Below are 20,491 nucleotides of genomic sequence, written 5' to 3'. Positions count from 1 at the left end.
TGTGCGGCTACACAACGCAATGATAGGCGCCTACCTTGATCCGTGCATCCCCTTCCCCCTTGAGGCAACCCCATGTACGCGATCAACCAGATCTATATCGACGGCGCCTTTGTCACCCCGCACGGCCAGGAGCTTTACGACCTGCACAACCCGGCGACCGGTGAGGTCAATGGCCAGGTCCGCCTTGCCGACGCCGAGGACGCCCGCCGCGCCGTGGCAGCTGCCAAGCGCGCTTTCCCCGCCTTCTCGCGCACCAGCAAGGCCGAGCGCGTCGCCCTGCTGCGCCGCCTGCACGACGCGGTGAAGGCGCGCGAGAACGACATCCTGGAGGCGCTGGTCGAGGAGTACGGCGCGCCGGTATCCCGCGCGGCATGGATGGCAGGCCACGCGAGCAGCGTGCTGGCCGATGCCGCCGACGTGCTGGAACACTACGCGTTCGAGCAGCAGGCGGGCCGCGCCCTCGTGCGCATGGAGCCGCTGGGCGTGGCCGGCATGATCACGCCGTGGAACAACGATGCCGGTTTCATCTGCGGCAAGCTCGCCGCCGCCATCGCCGCCGGTTGCACGGCGGTGATCAAACCCAGCGAGATGAGCGCACGGCAGACACAGGTGGTCACCGAAGCCCTGCACGAAGCGGGCTTGCCGCCAGGCGTCTTCAACATTGTCACTGGCCGTGGCGAGGTGGTTGGCGAGGCCATCACCACGCATCCGGACGTCGCCAAGGTGTCCTTCACCGGCTCCACCGCCGTGGGTCGCGCCATCCTTCGCAACGCCTCGGAAACCTTCAAGCGCGTCACCCTCGAACTGGGCGGCAAGTCGCCGGTGGTGATTCTCGACGACGCCAACCTGCGCGAAGCGATTCCCATGGCACTGCAGGCGGCCTACATGAACAGCGGGCAGGCCTGCATTGCCGGCACGCGCATCCTGATTCCCGCCTCGCGCAAGGCGGAAGCCGAAGCGATCGCGCGCGATGCCGCCGCGCAGATCAAGGTGGGTGATCCACGCGACACCGAGACGGCCGTCGGCCCGATGGTCAGCGCGAAACAGTGGGAGCGCGTGCAGCACTATATCCGTATCGGGCAGGAAGAAGGCGCGCGTCTGCTGGCTGGCGGCGAAGGCTTGCCGGGGTCGGTGCAGCGCGGCTGGTTCGTGCGTCCGACGGTGTTCACCGACGTGCGCAACGACATGACCATTGCGCGCGAGGAGATCTTCGGGCCGGTGGCGTCATTGATTACGTACGACGACGAGGCCGATGCCATCGCGATCGCCAATGATACGCCATACGGCTTGCAGGCTTACGTGATGTCTGCGGACGTGCCGCGCGCCGAACGCGTGGCATCGCAGATCACCGCCGGCCGCGTGCTGATCAACACGCTTTCGCACGAGCCGAAGGCGCCGTTCGGTGGCTTCAAGCAGTCGGGCATCGGTCGCGAGAACGGACGCTTTGGCCTGGAGGCGTTCCTGGAACCGAAGTCGATCCTGATGCCGTGAGCCTCACAGACGCGCGAGCCAGTCACCGAGCTGCTTGAACACCTGCGTGCGCGCCGGCTCCGCCTCGTTGAACAGCTCGTGGTACAGGGTGTCGAAGAAGCGCGTCGTCAGCTTCTGCGTGGCCCAGGCAGCCGCGGCGAAATCGCGGCTGCCGGCAGGGTTCACCAGATCGTCGCTGCCTGCGACCAGCAGCAAGGTGGGAATCGCCAGGTCGCGACCGTCGGCAACGGTCGTATGACCGGTGCGGAAAATGAAATCGGCCAGGCGCGGCGTGATGCGGCGATGGCACAGCGGGTCGGCCTTGTAGGCAGTGGCGACACGCACGTCGTGGGAAAGCTTGTCGAGCTTGAGGCCGTTGTCCAGCGGCAGGCGCGGGGCGATCTTCGCCAGCGAACCCGCCAGTCGCTGCAGCCAGGCCGGCTCGTGGCAACGCAGGGCCGGCGACGACAGGATCAGCGCCGACGCGCCGACCTGGCGGTCCAGCACGCAGCGCGCCGCCACCAGGCCGCCCATGCTGTGGCCCAGCAGCAGCGGCGGATTGTCCTGCTGTTCCGCGAAATCGTTGAACACCACGGCCAGGTCATCAACCAGGTCGTCACTGGTCTCCAGCCCGCCGCGCGGCCCTTCGCTGCGACCATGGCCGCGCTGGTCGTAACGGCGCACCGCATAGCCACGGGCATGGAACCACCGCGCCAGCGCTTCGTGCCGGCCACTGTGCTCACCCAGGCCGTGCACGATCAGGACGGAGGCGCGCGGCGCCTCGGGCGCGCTGTCCACCACGGCCAGACGGCAGCCGTCGGCCATGGCGAGTGAATGCTGGCGGGTGACGGGCGCGGAGCCCGGCGGAGCGACTTGCATGCGAAACCTGCTGTTCTTCCCATACTGACCACCGGGGTTTGCGACACCGGCGACCACCAACCGTCGCCGATGTCGCTGCACAAATCAATGTTCGTTGACTTGCAGCCCCTTGAGCAGCAGGTCGAGCTGGGTCTTCATCTTGTCCTGCGGCTGGGTCCCGCCCATGGTGAAGAACGCCGTGTAAACCACCGTGTCCTTGCCCACGTCGCCGGCCAGCTTCGGTGCGGCGATCTTGGTGTTGCCGTCGGCCGCATAGGCCTGGCTTTCGTAGGGATGGCGCCGGTTGATCAGCTTGTCCCAGTAGGACGCGTAGCTTTCGTCGAGCGACGCCGGCGGCTTCACATTGCGATAAATCACCAGGTAGTTCGACTCCGAACGGCGCGGGTTGTAGTGCAGCCCCACGGGGCCCCAGATCACCTTGCCATGGTCGGGCAGCATGCCCAGCGGCATCGAGAGCTGGCTGTCCGGCTCAATGCCCAGCAGGTCCGGCGTAAACGCCACATTGAAGCGCGGCGTGCGCAGGCTCAGGCTCTTCTGGTACGTCACATCCAGATGCACATCCTTGATGGCGTCCGGCAGCAGGCTGGTGTTTTTCAGGAACTCCGCCCACTGCGCCAGGCTGCCGTCGTACTCGACCGTCATGAAGTCGGTGATGGCGCGCAGGTCGGCCGCGGAGTCGTAGGCGCCACCCGCCGAGGCGAAGACCATCGACATCGCATAGCCGTCAGGCAACGGCAGGCAGTAGACGATGATCTTGGTGTCGTCGTACGGCAGGGTCCAGGTGCGGACCTGCCAGCGGCGCTTCCAGCCGTCGACATGCACCGTGTCGCTGATGGGCTTGCCCAGCGAGGTGATGCGCACGTGCTCGGGACCGACCGTACGCGCGAACAGTCCCGACTTGGCCAGCAGGTCGCCCAGCACCACCGGGTCGGTATAGAAGTTGGCGACCGGCGTGTTGTCCGGGCGACGCAGGTGCATGACGAACTTGCTCTGCGCCATCGATACGTCCAGATAGCCGTTGTTCGACAGCGACTGCCGTTTGGTGGTGTTGCTCTGCAGGAACCACTCGCCGGTGTTGCTGCGCACGATCATGCGCGGGAGCATGTTGCTCCACACCTCGTTGTACAGCAGGCGATCGCTGCCCTCGCCTCGCGGGAAGACGCGATCGGCATCCTTGGCCAGGATGTCCTTGAGCTGCGTTTCCACGTAGGCGTTGAACAGTTTGGTATAGCTGGCGAAGAAGTCCGGCAGCGTCTGTGGCAGCGGGAACGTGCCCTTGAAAGAGTTGCTGAGCGTCGTGTCGAAGATGTCCAGGCGATAGCTCAGGCGGCTGTCGATGACCGCGTTCTTCTCGGGCGCGTCGAGCACTTCCTTCATCTGCAGCGCGTAGTTGAGGTTCTCGTTGGCCGACTTCATCAGCACCACGCCGATGACCTTGCCGTCCTTGTCCAGCAACGGGCCGCCGCTGTTGCCCGGCGACGCCGCGGCCGAGAAGCGCATCCACTTCCACTGGCCCTGCTCCTGCTCGGGCGTGTCGGAGGTGTACAGGCCGTCGCGGATCACCACGCCCGTACCCAGCGCATTACCCACCGCGTAAACCTCCTGGTTCATCACGGGGCTCGTGTTGATCTCCAGCGGCTCGGGTGCCGGATCCTTGACCAGCGAGAACACCACCAGGTCGCGGCGCAGATCGAACTTCTCGATCTTGTCGATGGCGTAGACGTTGCCCTTGGCATCGCGCAACGACGGTTGGCCCCACAGGCTGTCGAGGCCAGCCATCAGCACGTGGCCGGCCGTCACGTAGCGGTTTTTGCCGATCGCGAAGGCGGTGCCGATGGAGAAGTATTTGTCGGTCCGGTCCTGGTAATCGAGCAGCTCCAGCGGCAGGGGCTTTTCGTAGGTCAGCGGATCCTTGTCCGGCTTGGCCGCCACCACTTCGAATGTCGCGCCCTGGATCCGCGGCAGCAAGGAGGCATCCAGGCTTGCCGCGCATGCCGTCCCGACCCACGCCGAACCCACCACCATCCACACCACCAGCACCAGCCAGCCCCGGATTGCCCGGCGACCCCATCCCTTCGTTGCGAACATACGTATCCCGCGCATGATGCGCGCCACCGATACCCCCCCTGGGTAGTCAGGAAGTGGCGCCAATGGGTCTCATAGTGGCACGGGCGCGGGGCCGCCCGCGAGTGTGCGCCATGGCGGGATGCGGGCAGGTTCTTGCGTGCGGAACGAACGAAGGGCCGGCATGGCCCGGCCCTTCGCTTCGCCCGTATCCGGGCCTTACAGGTCGGCCTTGAACTCCACGCCGATCACGCGCGGGTCGTTGACGAACGCGGTGCGGTTGTTGAAGTCGATGGCGCCGGTGATGACCTTCTTGTTGGTCAGGTTGCGGCCATACAGCGCGATTTCACGACGACCGAAGTCCCAGTTGTAGCCAACGCGGATACCGCCTTCGAGGAAGGGCTTGCTCTGGAATTCCTTCGACTCGTACAGGAAGAAATTTACGTCGCTGCGGTAGTTCCAGTCGGTGTAGACGAAGAACTCGCCGCTGTCGCCGTACGGAATGCCGTAGCGCGCGGTCAGCGTGCCGATCCACTTGGGCGCGTTGGGCAACGTGTTGCCGTCGACCAGCGCATTGCCCTGGGCGTTGAGCGGGTCGAGCACGGTGCAGCCCGAACCGCAGATGGCCACGGCCAGGTTCGGATCCTTCAGTTCCGTGTGGTTGTAGCTGCCGCCGGCGGTGACGATGAAGTTCGGCGTGAGGTAGGCCTCCAGGTCGAACTCGGCGCCGTAGCCGTCGGTCTTTTTGGCATTGAGCAGGCGAGTGACATTGATGTCGCCGCCCACGGCCGTCAGCTGCTGGTTGTGCATGGTGTAGCTGTACACGTCCGCATTGAAGCGCACGCGGTTGTCCATGCCGGTGGTTTTGATGCCCAGCTCGTACGAGGTGATCGTTTCAGGCTTGGCCACCGAGATGCTGTTGGCGAACAGCACGCGACCCTGCACGCTCGGCGCGCGGAAACCGTTGGCCACGCGCAGGTACAGGTTGACGTTCGGGTCGACCTGCCAGGTGCCGGTGACGTCGCCGCTCCAGCGCGAGTCGTGCGGATCGGCGGCCAGCGTCAGGGGGCCGCCACCGATCGGCGACAGGATGCGATCGACGCGGAAAGTGCGCGAGTCGTGCGAGTAGCGCGCACCGGCACGCACGTCGAAATCGTCGGCGATCTGGTACTTCGCCGATCCGAACACCGCCCACGCCTTGGTGCGCTGGGTCTGTTCGGCGTAGCCGTCCAGCGCATGATTGTTGAGCGTGGCGTAATCGAAGTTGCTGATCGCGATGTCTTCGTCGAAATAGTACGCACCGACCTGCCAGCTCAGCTGTTCCTTCGGATCGCTGGCCAGACGGAACTCCTGTGTGATCTGGCGATCGTGCGGGAGCGCGTCGGCCGTCTCGGACGGGAACGGCGTCACCCACTGCTGCTGCGCCGGCGTGTGCGGGATGGCGATACCGCCGTCGACGTCGCCGAGGCTGTACGTGGTGGCGCGCTCGAGGCCCGTGATCGACGTGAAGGTGTAATCGCCCAGCTTCCAGTTCAGGTGCAGGTTGGTGCCCCAGCTGAAGAGATGCTGGCGATTCTTGCCGTCCTGGTAGACCACATCGCGATCGAAGTTCGGGACGAAGCTGTTCTCGCCCAGCGGGATCGCATTGGCGCGGTTGACCATGGCGCTGCCGTCGAGCCAGCGTGCGTGCGCGCTGATCAGCGCGTTGAAGTCACCGTTTTCATACAGCGCCTGCAGACGGATGGCGCGATCGTTGTAACCGCCCAGCGCGTCCTTCTTGCCGGTGTAATCGTTGTCGATCCAGCCGTCGCGATGCTGCGCCAGCGCGGACACGCGACCGGACCAGTGCGAGCTGAGCGCGCCGCCGATCGCCGCTTCGGCGTTGGCAGTGCCCAGCGTGCCGTAGGAGACGCGTGCATAGCCGCTGGTTTCCTGGCTCGGCTTGCGCGATTCGAACTTGATCACGCCAGCCGGCGAGTTACGGCCGAACAGCGTGCCCTGCGGGCCGCGCAGCACTTCCACCTGGTCCAGGTCGAACAGCGGGAAACCCTTGAGGATGGGGTTTTCCTGCACGATGTCGTCGTACACCATCGACACCGGCTGCGACGCGTTCAGGTCGAAGTCGCTGTTGCCCAGGCCGCGGATGTAGAAGCGCGGGAACTCACGACCGTAAGAGGTTTCGGCGTAGACGCTGGGCGCGCGGGAAGCGAGCTGGAGCACGGTATCGCCGGCCTGGCCGAAGGCTTCGAGCTTCTCGGCCGGTAGCACGGTCATCGACACCGGGACTTTCTGCAGGTCTTCCACGCGCTTTTCCGCCGTCACGGTGACGGCCTGCAGCTCGGTGGGCTTCTTCTTCGAAGCGGTGTTATCCGTTTGGGCCGTGTTGTCCTGCGCATGGAGGGCAACGGGAAGCGCCAGGGCGGAGGCAATGGCAAGGGCGAGCACGGCGGACCGCGACGGGTGAACGCTCATGGTGTGAATCCCCAAGGATGTGAAGGCAGCAACGGTGTCATCCGGCGCAATACGCGAGCGCACGGTTTGGGCGTCGTATTGTCATGCAAACCTGCTAAGGGCGAAAGCGAAGATTTTTACGAAGGCTTGCCGCAAGCTGCTCACGCCCCCATCTGGTTACCCTGTCCGCCTGACGCCGATACAGCCCCTAAGCCCATGTCCCTGCTTGAGTTTCATCCCGCCGTGCGACAGTGGTTCGAGCGCCGTTTTCCGTCGCCGACCGCGGCGCAAATAGCCGCCTGGCCGTCCATACGTTCAGGAAAACCTACGCTTGTGGCGGCGCCCACGGGCTCGGGCAAGACGCTGACGGCCTTTCTTGCGGCCATCGACGGGCTGGTGCGTGAAGGCGTCGCCCAGGGCGGCGTGCTTCCCGACAGCACCGCGGTGATCTACGTCTCGCCATTGAAGGCACTGTCGAACGACATCCACGTGAACCTGGAGGAACCGCTCGAGGGCATCCGCGCGGAGCTGGAGGCCCTGGGGCTGCCGGACGTCGCCATCCGCACCGCGGTGCGCACCGGGGATACCCCGCAGGCCGAACGCAACCTGATGCGCAAGCATCCGCCGCACATCCTCGTCACCACGCCGGAGTCGCTTTACATCCTGCTGGGCTCCGACTCCGGTCGCGCGATGCTCGGTAGCGCCCGGACCGTGATCGTCGATGAAATCCATGCGATGGCGGCGAGCAAACGCGGCTCGCACCTCGCGCTGTCGCTGGCGCGACTGGACGCGCTGTGCCAGCGGCGCTTGCTGCGCATTGGCCTGTCGGCCACGCAGAAACCCATCGAAGAAGTCGCGCGTTTTCTGGTGGGCACGGATGTGCCCGGGGACGCATGCAACATCATCGATATCGGTCACACGCGCAAGCGCGATCTGGGCATCGTGGTGCCGCCGGTGCCGCTTGAGGCGGTGATGTCCAACGATGCGTGGGAGCTGGTCTACAACCAGCTTGCCGCCCTTTCGCAAACGCATCGCACAACGCTGGTGTTCGTCAACACGCGACGCATGGCCGAACGCGTGGCACGCCATCTTTCCGAACGCATGGGCAAGGACGTGGTCGCGGCGCACCACGGCAGCCTCGCGCGCGATCAGCGCCTGGATGCGGAGCAGCGCCTCAAGCGTGGCGAGCTCAAGGTGCTGGTTGCCACGGCCTCGCTGGAACTTGGCATCGACATCGGTGACGTCGATCTCGTGTGCCAGCTCGAATCACCACGTTCGATCGCGGCGTTCCTGCAGCGCGCCGGCCGCTCGGGGCATGCGGTGAACGGCACGCCCAAGGCGCGGCTGTTTCCGACGTCGCGCGATGATTTGCTCGAATGCACCGCCCTGCTCGACAGCGTGCGTCGCGGCGAACTCGACGCCCTGGAAGTACCGCCCAAGCCCCTGGACGTCCTGGCTCAGCAGATCGTCGCCGAGGTCGCCTGCCAGGAATGGAGCGAGGACGCGCTGTTCGACCTGGCTCGGCAGGCGTGGCCCTATCGCGATCTGTCGCGTGATGAATTCAGCGCCATCGTGCGCATGCTGGCGGAGGGCTTCACCACGCGACGCGGCGCGCGGGCGGCGTACATCCATCGCGATGCGGTGCACGGGCAATTGCGCGCGCGTCGTGGCGCGCGACTGACGGCGGTGACGTCCGGCGGTGCCATCCCAGACACCGCTGATTACCTCGTGGTACTGGAACCGCAGGCCACCGTGATCGGTACGGTGCACGAAGATTTCGCCGTGGAATCGCTAGCGGGCGATATCTTCCAGCTGGGCAACACCAGTTACCGCATCCTGCGTGTCGAACGCGATCGACTGCGCGTGGAAGACGCACATGGCGTGCCGCCGAGCATTCCGTTCTGGTTGGGTGAAGCGCCCGGACGCAGTGACGAGCTGTCGTTTGCCGTGTCCCGATTGCGCGAGGAGGCCGAAGTGCATCTCGACGCCGGTGGTGTCGATGCGCTGCGCCAGTGGCTGATCGCGGAGCTGGGCTTGAACGAAGCGGCCGCACAGCAGTTGACTGACTACATGGCGGCTGCGCGCGCCGCGCTTGGCGTGCTCCCCACGCAACACACCCTCGTGTTCGAACGCTTTTTCGACGAGTCCGGTGGCACGCAGCTGGTCATCCACACGCCCTGGGGCAGCCGCGTCAATCGTGCCTGGGGTTTGGCCTTGCGCAAGCGCTTCTGTCGCCAGTTCAACTTCGAGTTGCAGGCGGCGGCGACCGAGGACGCCATCGTGCTGTCGCTGTCGACCAGCCATAGTTTTCCGCTGGAAGAAGTCGCGCGCTATCTGCATTCCAATACCGCCGAGCATGTACTTGTCCAGGCCTTGCTCGATGCACCACTGTTCCCCGCGCGCTGGCGCTGGAACGCGACGACGTCGCTGGCGCTGCCGCGATTCCAGGGTGGCAAGAAAGTGCCGCCGCAGTTGCAGCGCATGAAGAGTGAGGATTTGCTGGCGACAGTCTTTCCCGATCAGGTCGCCTGCCTGGAGAACATTCAGGGCGAGCGCCAGATTCCCGATCACCCGCTGGTGAATCAGACGCTGTACGACTGCCTGCGTGAAGCGATGGACGTGGATGGCCTGCTCGACGTCCTGCGCGGCCTCGAGCGTGGTGATATCCGCGTCGTGGCGCGCGACCTCACGGCGCCTAGCCCGCTGGCCAGCGAGGTGCTCACCGCGGCGCCTTACGCGTATCTCGACGACGCTCCCTTGGAGGAACGCCGCACGCAGGCCGTGTCCACGCGTCGCGCTGGCGAGCCCATGCAATCAGGTGACTACGCGCAGCTGGATCTTTCGGCGATCGAGGCGGTGCGTGCCGAAGCCTGGCCGCAGGTGCGCAACGCCGACGAAATGCATGAAGCGCTGATGGTGCTGGGCGCAGTCACCGATGACGAAGCGGCAGCGCATCCTTCGTGGGAGGACTGGCTAGCCTCGCTGTCACGTGATCATCGCGCGACAAGGCTGGCACCGCGTGGACAACACGGCATCTGGGTCGCAGCGGAGCGCCTGCCTGTCCTTCAGGCCATGCACCCCGGGGCGCCCATGCAACCGGCCATCGAGGCACCGGCCGAGTTCACGAAAGTCGCGTGGACACGTGAGGATGCGCTGCTCGAAACCTTGCGCAGCCGCATGGTCGGCCTGGGCCCGATGTCGGAAGCGACGCTGGCTGCGGCCCTGGCAGCCGATGCCAGCGATGTCCATGCCGCCCTGCTGCGTCTGCAATCCGAAGGCTACGTCATGCAGGGCTACTTCACGCCCGGCACTGAGACTCTCGAATGGTGCGAACGCCATCTGCTCGCGCGCATCCATCGCTACACCCTCGGACGACTGCGTCGCGAAATCGAGCCGGTCAGTCGACGCGACTTCATGCGCTTCCAGTTTGCGTGGCAGCATGTCGGGCAGGGCCAGCGGCTGAGCGGTCCTGATGCGCTATTGGCCGTGCTTGCACATATGGAAGGGTTCGAGGCGGCGGCGGGCGCGTGGGAAAGTGAGATTCTGCCTTCGCGCATCGATGACTACGCCATCCACTGGCTCGACGATCTGTGCCGCGCCGGCCGCATCGGCTGGGCCCGGCTTCGCTGCGGCGGCGGCGGCTCGGGCCCCGTGCGAGCCACGCCCATCGTGCTGTTGCCACGCAAGGAATCGGGCATCTGGTCAAGCCTTGCCGCCGAAGCAGCCAACGGCGAGGTCGAACTGCCTTCGCGTGCTCAGGCGGTCGCCGACACGCTCAAGGAACACGGCGCCTTGTTCTTCGACGAACTCGTCGACAGTGCGCGACTGCTTCGCACCGAGCTGGAGGATGCCCTGGGCGAACTCGTGGCCGCCGGTCGCGTGACGGCCGACAGCTTCGCGGGCCTGCGTGCCCTGCTCCTTCCCGCCGCCAAACGTGACCAGCATCGACATCGCCGCGTTCGCCGGCACATGCTGAGCGGCATCGAAGACGCCGGTCGCTGGTCGCTGGTGCGGCCGCCACGCGTGGAGAGTGAAGCACGTGGTGAATACGTCGAGCACGTGGCGCGGGTCTTGTTGCGGCGTTATGGCGTGGTGTTCTGGAAGCTGCTTGAGCGCGAGGCATCGTGGATGCCGACGTGGCGCGAATTGCTGCGCGTGTATCACCGGCTGGAGGCACGCGGTGAAATTCGCGGCGGCCGGTTCATCGAAGGCCTGGTTGGCGAACAGTTTGCGCTGCCGGAAGCCGTAGCCAAGCTCAAACAGATGCGCGAGATGCCGGAGGACGGCCACCTCGTGTGCATCAGCGGCTGCGATCCGCTGAATCTGGTGGGTACCGTGCTGAGCGGCAATCGACTGCCGGCGCTGATCGGGACGCGCGTGTTGTTCGAGGACGGCGTCGCCGTGGCGGCGCTGGTGGGGAACAAAGCGCAGTGGTTGGTGGAGGGGGATTCGGCGCAGCAGGCGCGGTGGAAGCTGGGGTTGTTGCGGCGTGGAGTGGTTGGGGAAGAAGTGCGGGAAGCGGAAGGCTAAGCCTTAGACAACCTTCCCTTGTGCCGTCTTTCCGGCGAAAGCCGGAATGACGGCCATTGAAGGGTGATCAGGCGTCATCAACCGCTGAAATCACCCATGTAAATCAGCAACCCATCCCGCACCCGGAACTCACACCGCCCCGTCAGCGAAATCTGCTGACCCGCCCTCACCCCGTTCGGCAGGTCGATATGGCGGCGCTGGTGGGGAACAAGGCGCAGGGTTGGTCGAGGCGGATTCGGCGCAGCAGGCGAGGTGGAAGCGGGGGTGTTGCGGCGTGGTGTGGCGGCGGACGAAGAGTGGGAGGCGAAGGGGTAAGCCTCAACGTTTCTCTGCCGTCATTCCGGCGAAAGCCGGAATCCACTCGCGACAGTCATCGGTTGTCGCGAGTGGGTCGTGCGGGTGTTGTGTGGAGCGCTGGACGTGGTCGCCACTGGATTCCGGCTTTCGCCGAATGACGACCATGGTGGGCGCGCTTTCCATCAACCGCTGAAATCACCGATATAGATCAGCAACCCGTCCCGCACGCGGAACTCGCTGCGCCCGGTCAGCGAAATCTGCTGCCCTGCCCGCACGCCGTTCGGGAGATCGATGCCGAACGTGCCGTCGAACAGGATGTCCGCCGTCGCCGCGTCGCCATCCTGGCGGAATGACGTAATGATCTGGCGACGCGCGCTGAACAAATGCAGCGAGCTGCGCGCCAGATGCTCCAGCTCCGGCATGCCCAACGTGCGCACGCTCAGCACGCCCGAGGTGTAGTTCTCGAAGATCACTTCGCGATGCATCGTGGCCAGCATGGCCGTGACGTCCATGCGGTTGTAGGCGTCGATGTAGCGGTCGATGAGCTCGCGCATGGGAACATCTCGTAAGGCGGGGACGGCGGGAGCATAGCAATCCCGGCGGTGAATCGGCGCAGTTACTGCCAGGAAGCGCGGGCGATCAGGGCGATGGCGACCAGGGCAAGCAGCAGGCCCAGCGTATTCACGCGCGTCAGGCGCTCGCGAAAAGCCACGACGCCCACCAGCGCACCCAGTGCCACGACGCCCAGGTTCATGCCGGCGAATACAAGCGCAGGCTGCTGCGGGAGCGCCTGGTGCCCTTTCACGTAGAAGACGATGTTGCCGAAGTTGATCAGCCCCAGCAGCAGGCCGGCCCCTGCGTCGCGCAGGCTCAGGCGCGTCTGCCGGCGCAAGGCGCGGGCAACGGCCAGGGCGGTCGCCACGACCCACGCCAGCGCGAAACTTCCCTGCAAGGTTGCGGCAAACGGCACGCCCCCGAGTGCGACTTGCTTGAACAGGATGTCGATCAGGCCAAAGCCGACGAACACGGCCAGCGGCCATGCCCACGCGCCGGCGTCGCGGTCGCCGGGTGCGCCCGACGGTTTCCACACCATGCACAGCAAGGCCATCAGGCCCACGGCGATGCCCGCGCCCTTCAGGGCACCGGGCTGCTCGCCAAACAACAGGAACGCCGCCAGCAGCGAGATCAGCAGGGACAAACGCTGCGCCGCGTCGCTGCGCACGATGCCCGCATGGCGCACGGATGCGCCCAGCGCAATGAAAATGCTCGGCAGCAGCAGGCCCAGGCCCACGAGCGCGATCCAGGGCACGCCAGGTCCCTGCAGCACAGCCATGTCCGGCTTGAAGATCAGCGCCGTCAGCACGCTGGTGGCCACGTAGTTCCACGAGACGGCCTGGCCGATATCGACACCGAAGCGGCGCGCCAGCTTCAGCAGCACGGACACCAGGACACTGCACAGCACGCTCAGAAAGACGAAGGTCATGGTTGGGGGAATCAGCAGGCGAAGCGTTCGCGATAGCGTGCAGGACTGATCTGCAGCGTGCGGCGGAAATGGTGGCGTAGTGTATCGGCTGTGCCGAAGCCACAGGCGTCGGCGATCTGCTCCACCGCCAGATCGCTGGCCTCCAGCAGCTCCCGGGCGCGGGCGAGGCGCTCCTGCGTCAGCCATTGCTTGGGCGACAAGCCGGTGGCCTCCTCGAAGCGGCGGAGGAATGTGCGTTCGCTCATGCGCGCACGCTCAGCCAGCGCCGGGATCGTCAGGCCATCGCCCAGGCGGCGGCGCATCCAGTCCAGTACCGGGCCCATGGCAGCGCCCTGCTCCGGCAGCGGAGACGGCACGAACTGCGCCTGACCGCCGTCGCGGTGGGTCGGCACCACGGCGCGACGCGCAACGCGATTGGCGATCAGGGGACCCCAGTCACGCCGTATCAGGTGCAGCGAGAGATCGATGGCGGCCGCCGTACCGGCCGAGGTCAGGACCGAACCTTCGTCCACGTACAGCACGTCCGGTTCGACCGTGACGCGGGGATAGCGCTGCGCCAGGGCATCGGCATAGCGCCAGTGCGTGGTGGCCCGGCGGCCGTCGAGCAAACCCGCGGCCGCCAGCACGAACACGCCCGAGCAGAACGACAGTAACCGCGCGCCGCGCTCATGCGCGTCACGCAGGCGGGCGAGCAGTGCGGGCGGTGGCGCAGCATCCACGCCACGCCAGCCCGGCACGATGATGGTGCCGGCATCTTTGAGGAGCGCGAGACCGCCCTGCGCGCTGACCGTAAGGCCGCCGGCCGCCCGAAGCGGGCCGCGTTCGACGGCGCAGGTGGCGAAGTCGTACCAGCCGTCCAGTTCCGGCCGCGGTAGCCCGAACATCTCCACGGCCACGCCGTATTCGAACGTGCACAGGCCGTCGTACGCCAGCGCGACAACACGTCGATTGGCGGGCCCTGGCCGGCTGCGGGAACGCTTTGGCGGTTTTTTCATGGTGATGGCCATTTTTGCCAATGTCGGGCGGCTTCGCCAGTCCCCACACTGGGCGCACTTTCCGAAGGAGTCCGCCACCATGAGCAGTGTCGTTCGTTACATCCCGGCCGCCGACAGCGCCCAGGCGCTGGCGCACTTTCAGCAGCGCCTGACGTTTGAGACCGACTGCGCCGACGTGCATTACGCCCTGACGCACGAGCAGCCCGATTTCGTGCTGCTCGACGTGCGCACGCCGGCCATGTTCGCCGCCAGCCATGTGCCGGGCGCGATCAACATGCCGACCCGCACGATCGCCGCGCAGCGTCTGGGCGACTATCCGGCGGATACACTGTTTGTGGTGTATTGCGCCGGCCCGCACTGCAACGGCGCGAACAAGGCGGCCGTGAAGCTGGCGCAGCTGGGCCGCCCGGTGAAGGAAATGATCGGTGGGATCACCGGCTGGCTGGACGAAGGCTTCACCCTGGCGAGCGAAGCCGCGGTCGCCTGAGCGACTTACTTCAGTCCGCGCGCTTCCCGCGCCAGCAACTCGATGCCGGCCCAGTCGCCGGCCTTGAGCTTGTCGGCCGGCGTGAGCCACGAACCGCCGACGCAGATGACGTTCGGCAGCGACAGGAAGTCCGGTGCCGACGAGAGGCTGATGCCGCCGGTCGGACAGAAGCGCACCTGCGGCAACGGGCTTGCCCAGGCGGCGATGAGTTTGTGGCCGCCGGCAGGAACGGCCGGGAAAAACTTCAGGTGGCGATAGCCGCGCTCAAGCAAGGTCATCACTTCGGACGCGGTCGCGGTGCCCGGAAGCAGCGGCAGGTCGCTGTCGTCCGCCGCCGCGAGGATATTCGGCGAGATGCCCGGCGACACGGCGAAGCGCGCACCAGCTTCCCGCGCGGCGTGCAGATCCTTCGGCGTGAGCACGGTACCGACGCCAACGACAGCGCCTTCGACTTCCTGCGCGATGGCGCGCACCGCTTCCAGCGCCGCCGGGGTACGCAGGGTCACCTCGATCGCCGGAATGCCGCCGGCCACCAGCGCACGCGCCATCGGCACCGCGGCTTTCGCGTCATCGATGATGACGACCGGAACGACGGGCGCAAGCGCAAGAGTGGCCGCGATGCTTTGTTGCTTGGAATCGATGTGCATGGGAATCCGACGTTGAATAGGTGGATGGGCCGGTCGCTCAGAGCACGCCCGCGCCCAGATCGGCCTCGACCGCGGCCTGCCGGAACAAACCGAACAGCTCGCGACCCATGCCATGGTGGTGGGCGCTCAGGTCGGCGGTAGCCGGTACACGCGCGGCAAACTCGCCGGCTTCGACCAGCACTTCGACCGTGCCGTTGACCGCATCGAGGCGAATCATGTCGCCGTCGCGGATCTTGGCGATCGCGCCATGCGCGTTGGCTTCCGGCGTGACATGGATGGCCGCGGGCACGCGACCCGACGCGCCGGACATGCGGCCATCGGTCAGCAGCGCGATGCGATAACCACGATCCTGCAGCACCGCCAGCGTCGGCGTGAGCTTGTGCAGCTCCGGCATGCCGATGGCCTGCGGGCCCTGAAAACGCACGACGGCGATGAAATCGCGATTGAGTTCACCGCGCTCGAAGGCACGACGCACGTCGTCCTGGTCGTGGAAGACCACGGCCGGCGCTTCGATCACCAGGCGATCTTCCGGCACGGACGAAACCTTGATGACCGCGCGACCGAGATTGCCCTTGAGCATGCGCAGGCCACCATCCGGGCGGAACGGTTCGGCCATGCTGCGCAGCACCCCACGATTGCCGCTTTCCTTGCTGACCGGTGCCCAGGCGAGTTTGTGGTGCGAGTCCAGGTAGGGCACCTGCGCATAGCCGTCGAGGCCCGTGCCGAACACCGTACGTGCGTCGCGATGCAACAGCCCCGCGCTCAGCAGCTGATCGATCAGGAAGCTCATGCCGCCGGCTTCATGGAACTGGTTCACGTCGGCGTAGCCGTTCGGGTATACGCGTGCCAGCAGCGGCACTACCGATGACAGCGCATCGAAGTCGTCCCAGCGCAACTGGATGCCGGCCGCGCGCGCCATGGCCACCAGGTGGAGCAGATGATTGGTCGAGCCACCGGTGGCGTGCAGGCCGATGACGCCGTTGATGATGGCCTTCTCGTCGATGATGTGGCCGATCGGCAGATGGGACGAACCCTGCGCGCTCAGTTCCGCCAAGCGCTGCACGGCCTCGGCCGTGAGCGCATCGCGCAGCGGCGTATCCGGCGCGACGAAGCTGGCGCCCGGCAGGTGCAGGCCCATGATCTCCATCAGCATCTGGTTGGAGTTGGCGGTGCCGTAGAAGGTGCAGGTGCCCGGCGCGTGGTAGGCGGCCGCTTCGGCTTCCAGCAGTTCCGCGCGCCCGACCTTGCCCTCGGCATAGGCCTGGCGCACCTTGGACTTCTCTTCGTTGGTGATGCCGCTGGGCATCGGGCCGCTCGGAATGAAGATGCCCGGCAGGTGGCCGAAACTCAGGGCGCCGATCAGGAGGCCCGGTACGATCTTGTCGCAGATGCCCAGGTAGATCGCGCCGTCGAACATGTCATGCGAAAGCGAAACCGCCGTCGCCATCGCGATGAGGTCGCGCGAGAACAGCGACAGCTCCATGCCGGCGCGTCCCTGCGTCACGCCATCGCACATCGCCGGCACGCCACCGGCCACCTGGGCGGTGATGCCGGCTTCGCGCGCGATCTGGCGGATCAGCTCGGGGTAGCGCTCGTACGGCTGGTGCGCCGAAAGCATGTCGTTGTAGGACGTGACGATGCCGAGGTTCGGCGTGTGGCCTTCGCGCAGCGCTTCTTTGTCGTTCGGACCGCAGGCGGCGAAACCGTGCGCGAGGTTGCCGCAGGACAGTCGCTCGCGATGCGTGCCCGTGCTGCCGGCGGCATCGATGCGGCGCAGGTAGGCGCTGCGCGTCTCGTGGCTGCGCTCGCGCAGGCGCTCGGTGACTTCGGCAACGACGGGATGCAACTGGGTCATGTCTTACTCGATGGATGGGGGAAGAAGCGGGGAACGAACGTTGAGGGCCGTTCGTCCCCCGCTCTGTTGCTGGTACGTAAGAGCAGGCTCTACGGGCACCAGTACACGGATACCGGCGTACGGGTCTGCTCGAGCACCGCACGCACGGGATATTGCCGGGCTTCGCCGAGGCCCAGTCGGGCATCGGCGAGGATCTTCTGTTTGGCTTCGCCTTCGATGTGCAGGAACAAGGCCTGCGTATCGAGCAGCGCCGGGAGCGTGAACGTGATGCGCGGCTCGCCCGCACCGGCGGCACGCATCGGCAACACCAAAGCCGTGCCGGACAGGTCCAACGCCTCGGCCAGGCGATCGCCGCCCGGGAAAAACGACGCCGTGTGCCCGTCGCCGCCCATGCCCAGCACCACGGCATCGAAGGGATATGGCAGCGCGGCCATGCGCGCGCGGACCAGAACCAGCGCGGCTTCCGGCGTCGGCGCATCGGCGTAGAACGGCACGAAATGCGCGGCCGATGCCGCGTGCTGCAGCAGCTCGGCCTTCACCATGCGCGCGTTGGATCGCTCGTGCGACTCGGGCACCCAACGCTCGTCCACCAACACGACCTGCACCTTGCTCCAGTCGAGCTCCATGCGCGCCAGCTGCCGGAAGAAATGCACCGGCGTGCTTCCACCGGAGACTGCAAGCAAGGCCTTGCCGCGCCTTGCAAGGCCTTCGCGCAGTTTGTCGGCGACGCGCCCGGCCAGCGCGTGTGCCAACGCGTGGCAGTCAGTGAAGCTGTGGCTGGTGATGGAAAGCATGGTGATGGGAGGTCGGGTGAATGGGGAGGTCACCGAACGCGTGACGCTAGCAATCCGCGTGCAAGATTCCGGTGAACAGCCTGTTAGTCAGTGTCTTCGTTCCAGGTACGGCCATCGCGCTCAATCAGCGCCACGGCGGCGCTCGGCCCCCAGGTGCCCGCGGTATAGGGACGCGGTGGCTCGTTGCTGGCAGCCCAGGCTTCCAGGATCGGATCGGCCCATTTCCATGCCGCCTCCACTTCATCGCGCCGCATGAACAGGGTGGGATTGCCGCGTACGACATCAAGCAGAAGACGCTCGTACGCATCGGGCTGCTGCACGCCGAACGCTTCGGCAAAACTCATGTCCAGCGGCACGTGGCGCAGGCGCAAGCCACCGGGGCCGGGGTGCTTGATCGTCAGCCACAATTTCACGCCTTCGTCCGGCTGCAGGCGCAGCACCAGGCGGTTGTGCGCCAGCGGGCCCGCGTCGGCATTGAAGATGGAATGCGGGACGGACTTGAAGACCACCACGATTTCCGACACGCGCGCCGGCAGGCGCTTGCCGGTGCGCAGGTAGAACGGCACGCCGGCCCAGCGCCAGTTGTCAATTTCGGCCTTGATGGCGACAAAGGTTTCGGTGCCCGACTTGGTGTCTCCGTCGAGCTCCTCCAGGTAACCCGGCACGCTCTGGCCTTCGGCCGCACCGGCGCGGTACTGCCCGCGCACGGTCAGCTGTGCCGCGTTGGATTCGTCGATGTGCTTGAGCGAACGCAGCACCTTGAGCTTTTCGTCGCGCACCGCGTCGGGCGCAAGCGAATACGGCGGCTCCATGGCCACCATGCACAGCAGCTGCAGGATATGGTTCTGCACCATGTCGCGCAGTGCGCCGGCACGGTCGTAGTAAGCGCCACGGCGGCCGACACCCAGGGTTTCGGCGACGGTGATCTGCACGTGGTCGATGTGCTCGGCATTCCACAGCGGCTCGAACAGGGCATTGCCGAAGCGCAGCGCCAGCAGGTTCTGCACCGTTTCCTTGCCGAGGTAGTGATCGATGCGGAACGTCTGCGATTCATTGAAGTACTGGCCGACCGCATCATTGATGCGATTGGCACTGGCCAGGTCACGACCGATCGGCTTCTCCAGCACCACGCGCGACTTGCCTTCATTCAGGCCGTGATGACCCAGGCGCTGGCAGATGTCGACGAACAATTCCGGCGAGGTGGAGAGATAGAACACGCGCACATGGTCGGGCTGCGTGCCGATCATCTCGGCGAAGTCGTCCCAGCCTTCATCCTTGCGGGCATCGAGCGGCCGGTAATGCACCTGGCCCAGGAACTGCTCGATCTTGTCCTTCGCACCGCCTGCCTCGACCAGCGCATTGCGAATGCTTGCGCGGTAGCCGTCATCGTCCAGCGCTTCGCGGGCAACGCCGACGACGCGGCTGTGTTCGGGGATCTGGCCGTCGAGGAAGCGGTGGAACATGGCGGGCAGCAGCTTGCGCAGGGCAAGGTCGCCGGTACCGCCGAAAATCACCAGGTCAAAGGGATCGACCGGGGGGGAAGAAGCCGTCACTGCCGTCACCTCGACCTATGCGGGGAGCTGTGGGACCGATGGCTGTCACCGGCCTGGGAGTCTGATCCTACCGTACCACTGAAATACCAGACAACACCACTTGCGACAAACCGCATCAGGTCCGGCCTCCGGCAGCCTCAACCGGCCAACTGGTAGCGCCTGCAGGGCCCTGATTTATCCCATGCTTGTGGAATTGGTATGGTCATTGGTATCGTGACCACCATGGAAACCGCCCTGGCCAACGAATACCACCGACTCAGCCGCGATTCGGCTGCCCACCAGCCCCTGGCTTACCTGAGGCTGCGTCGGGCCATCCGCAACGTGGTCGAGCACCGCGACATCGAACCGGGTCAGGCATTGCCAAGCGAACGCGACCTGTCGCGTGCGCTCAACCTGTCACGCGTGACGGTGCGCAAGGCCATCGCCGGCCTGGTGGAAGAAGGCATCCTCACCCAGCGCCACGGCGCCGGCACGTTCGTCGCCGAGCGCATCATCAAGCCGATGTCGCGCCTCACCAGCTTCACGGAAGACCTTCGCGCCCGCGGACTGAACCCGCGCTCGGAGTTCTTCGAACGCGGCATCGGCGAAGTGACGCCGGAAGAGTCGATGGCGATGAACCTGTCGCCCGGCGTGCTCGTCGCGCGACTGCATCGCGTGCGCTACGCCAAGGAAGAGCCGCTGGCGATCGAGCGCAGCGTGGTGCCGGCCAGCATCCTGCCCGATCCGCTGGCGGTGCGTGATTCACTCTATGAAGTGCTTGAAAGCCTGGGCGCCCGCCCGCGCCGCGCCTTGCAGCGTCTTCGCGCGGTTTCGCTTGGCGCGCAACAGGCGCGCCTGCTGCATGTGCCCACGGGAAGCGCCGGCCTCAACATCGAACGCCGCAGCTTTCTCGATGACGGTCGCGTGGTGGAATTCACCACGTCGTGGTATCGGGGCGACATCTACGATTTCGTGGCGGAACTTCATACTGACTAGAGGAACGGTGA

Annotated in this window: 14 protein-coding genes; 4 read left to right on the top strand and 10 right to left on the bottom strand. The window is 65.9% G+C overall.

Annotation, left to right across the window (positions count from 1 at the left end):
• The first annotated feature begins 72 nt into the window (after positions 1-72).
• Entirely contained in the window at positions 73-1,491 is a 1,419-nt protein-coding gene (locus EYV96_RS18405; RefSeq protein WP_131153055.1) for an aldehyde dehydrogenase family protein, read from the top strand.
• Between the two features lie 3 nt (positions 1,492-1,494).
• Here EYV96_RS18405 and EYV96_RS18400 read toward each other — a convergent pair whose 3' ends face one another.
• The 3 genes from EYV96_RS18400 to EYV96_RS18390 all read right to left on the bottom strand — a co-directional run bounded on the left by EYV96_RS18400 (position 1,495) and on the right by EYV96_RS18390 (position 6,885).
• Positions 1,495-2,349, bottom strand: a complete 855-nt coding sequence (locus EYV96_RS18400; RefSeq protein ID WP_131153054.1) for an alpha/beta hydrolase — start codon at positions 2,347-2,349, stop codon at positions 1,495-1,497.
• 84 nt (positions 2,350-2,433) lie between these two features.
• A complete protein-coding gene (locus tag EYV96_RS18395) occupies positions 2,434-4,437 on the bottom strand; it encodes a S1 family peptidase (protein ID WP_205746209.1) in 2,004 nt (667 codons plus the stop codon).
• Positions 4,438-4,632: 195 nt separating this feature from the next.
• Positions 4,633-6,885, bottom strand: a complete 2,253-nt coding sequence (locus EYV96_RS18390; RefSeq protein WP_131153053.1) for a TonB-dependent receptor — start codon at positions 6,883-6,885, stop codon at positions 4,633-4,635.
• Between the two features lie 195 nt (positions 6,886-7,080).
• Here EYV96_RS18390 and EYV96_RS18385 point away from each other — a divergent pair, with 195 nt between their 5' ends.
• On the top strand, positions 7,081-11,394 hold the full coding sequence (locus EYV96_RS18385; protein ID WP_131153052.1) for a DEAD/DEAH box helicase: 4,314 nt from the start codon (positions 7,081-7,083) through the stop codon (positions 11,392-11,394).
• A gap of 479 nt (positions 11,395-11,873) precedes the next feature.
• On the opposite strand, the gene EYV96_RS18375 is transcribed toward EYV96_RS18385, so the two are convergent.
• The 3 genes from EYV96_RS18375 to ftrA all read right to left on the bottom strand — a co-directional run bounded on the left by EYV96_RS18375 (position 11,874) and on the right by ftrA (position 14,169).
• Positions 11,874-12,245: a nuclear transport factor 2 family protein gene (locus EYV96_RS18375; protein WP_131153051.1), complete on the bottom strand. Its 372-nt coding sequence runs from the start codon at positions 12,243-12,245 to the stop codon at positions 11,874-11,876.
• A 62-nt stretch (positions 12,246-12,307) separates the two neighbouring features.
• Positions 12,308-13,174 carry an EamA/RhaT family transporter gene (locus EYV96_RS18370; RefSeq protein WP_131153050.1) on the bottom strand — a complete coding sequence of 289 codons (867 nt, stop codon included), beginning with the start codon at positions 13,172-13,174 and terminating at the stop codon, positions 12,308-12,310.
• An 11-nt stretch (positions 13,175-13,185) separates the two neighbouring features.
• The gene (gene ftrA / locus EYV96_RS18365) at positions 13,186-14,169 is read right to left on the bottom strand and encodes a transcriptional regulator FtrA (RefSeq protein ID WP_131153049.1); all 984 of its coding nucleotides are present in this window, start codon (positions 14,167-14,169) and stop codon (positions 13,186-13,188) included.
• Positions 14,170-14,248: 79 nt separating this feature from the next.
• Here ftrA and EYV96_RS18360 point away from each other — a divergent pair, with 79 nt between their 5' ends.
• Entirely contained in the window at positions 14,249-14,656 is a 408-nt protein-coding gene (locus tag EYV96_RS18360; protein ID WP_131153048.1) for a rhodanese-like domain-containing protein, read from the top strand.
• A 5-nt stretch (positions 14,657-14,661) separates the two neighbouring features.
• Here the strand turns inward: EYV96_RS18360 and EYV96_RS18355 are convergent, their stop codons facing one another.
• The 4 genes from EYV96_RS18355 to zwf form a co-directional block, all read right to left on the bottom strand.
• On the bottom strand, positions 14,662-15,303 hold the full coding sequence (locus EYV96_RS18355) for a bifunctional 4-hydroxy-2-oxoglutarate aldolase/2-dehydro-3-deoxy-phosphogluconate aldolase (protein ID WP_131153047.1): 642 nt from the start codon (positions 15,301-15,303) through the stop codon (positions 14,662-14,664).
• A gap of 37 nt (positions 15,304-15,340) precedes the next feature.
• Complete coding sequence (gene edd / locus EYV96_RS18350; RefSeq protein WP_131153046.1) at positions 15,341-17,158, bottom strand: phosphogluconate dehydratase; 1,818 nt, start codon at positions 17,156-17,158, stop codon at positions 15,341-15,343.
• Positions 17,159-17,247: 89 nt separating this feature from the next.
• A complete protein-coding gene (gene pgl, locus EYV96_RS18345) occupies positions 17,248-17,952 on the bottom strand; it encodes a 6-phosphogluconolactonase (protein ID WP_131153045.1) in 705 nt (234 codons plus the stop codon).
• Between the two features lie 83 nt (positions 17,953-18,035).
• Positions 18,036-19,505, bottom strand: coding sequence for a glucose-6-phosphate dehydrogenase (zwf, locus tag EYV96_RS18340; protein WP_131153044.1), 1,470 nt, complete (start codon positions 19,503-19,505; stop codon positions 18,036-18,038).
• 222 nt (positions 19,506-19,727) lie between these two features.
• Here zwf and EYV96_RS18335 point away from each other — a divergent pair, with 222 nt between their 5' ends.
• Complete coding sequence (locus EYV96_RS18335; protein WP_131153090.1) at positions 19,728-20,480, top strand: GntR family transcriptional regulator; 753 nt, start codon at positions 19,728-19,730, stop codon at positions 20,478-20,480.
• The last annotated feature ends 11 nt before the right edge of the window (positions 20,481-20,491 follow it).

This window comes from Dyella terrae (genome assembly GCF_004322705.1).
Lineage (GTDB): Bacteria > Pseudomonadota > Gammaproteobacteria > Xanthomonadales > Rhodanobacteraceae > Dyella_D > Dyella_D terrae.
Note: the sequence above shows the minus strand (reverse complement) of the source record. Positions and strands in the feature narration are given on the sequence as shown.

Bases quoted from the DNA above. Each gene is read 5' to 3' on its own strand.
- EYV96_RS18375 (WP_131153051.1), bottom strand. From the start codon at position 12,245: ATGCGCGAGCTCATCGACCGCTACATCGACGCCTACAACCGCATGGAC.
- EYV96_RS18360 (WP_131153048.1), top strand. From the start codon at position 14,249: ATGAGCAGTGTCGTTCGTTACATCCCGGCCGCCGACAGCGCCCAGGCG.
- EYV96_RS18405 (WP_131153055.1), top strand. From the start codon at position 73: ATGTACGCGATCAACCAGATCTATATCGACGGCGCCTTTGTCACCCCG.
- EYV96_RS18385 (WP_131153052.1), top strand. From the start codon at position 7,081: ATGTCCCTGCTTGAGTTTCATCCCGCCGTGCGACAGTGGTTCGAGCGC.
- EYV96_RS18370 (WP_131153050.1), bottom strand. From the start codon at position 13,174: ATGACCTTCGTCTTTCTGAGCGTGCTGTGCAGTGTCCTGGTGTCCGTG.
- ftrA (WP_131153049.1), bottom strand. From the start codon at position 14,169: ATGAAAAAACCGCCAAAGCGTTCCCGCAGCCGGCCAGGGCCCGCCAAT.
- edd (WP_131153046.1), bottom strand. From the start codon at position 17,158: ATGACCCAGTTGCATCCCGTCGTTGCCGAAGTCACCGAGCGCCTGCGC.
- pgl (WP_131153045.1), bottom strand. From the start codon at position 17,952: ATGCTTTCCATCACCAGCCACAGCTTCACTGACTGCCACGCGTTGGCA.
- EYV96_RS18355 (WP_131153047.1), bottom strand. From the start codon at position 15,303: ATGCACATCGATTCCAAGCAACAAAGCATCGCGGCCACTCTTGCGCTT.
- EYV96_RS18395 (WP_205746209.1), bottom strand. From the start codon at position 4,437: ATGTTCGCAACGAAGGGATGGGGTCGCCGGGCAATCCGGGGCTGGCTG.
- EYV96_RS18335 (WP_131153090.1), top strand. From the start codon at position 19,728: ATGGAAACCGCCCTGGCCAACGAATACCACCGACTCAGCCGCGATTCG.
- EYV96_RS18400 (WP_131153054.1), bottom strand. From the start codon at position 2,349: ATGCAAGTCGCTCCGCCGGGCTCCGCGCCCGTCACCCGCCAGCATTCA.
- EYV96_RS18390 (WP_131153053.1), bottom strand. From the start codon at position 6,885: ATGAGCGTTCACCCGTCGCGGTCCGCCGTGCTCGCCCTTGCCATTGCC.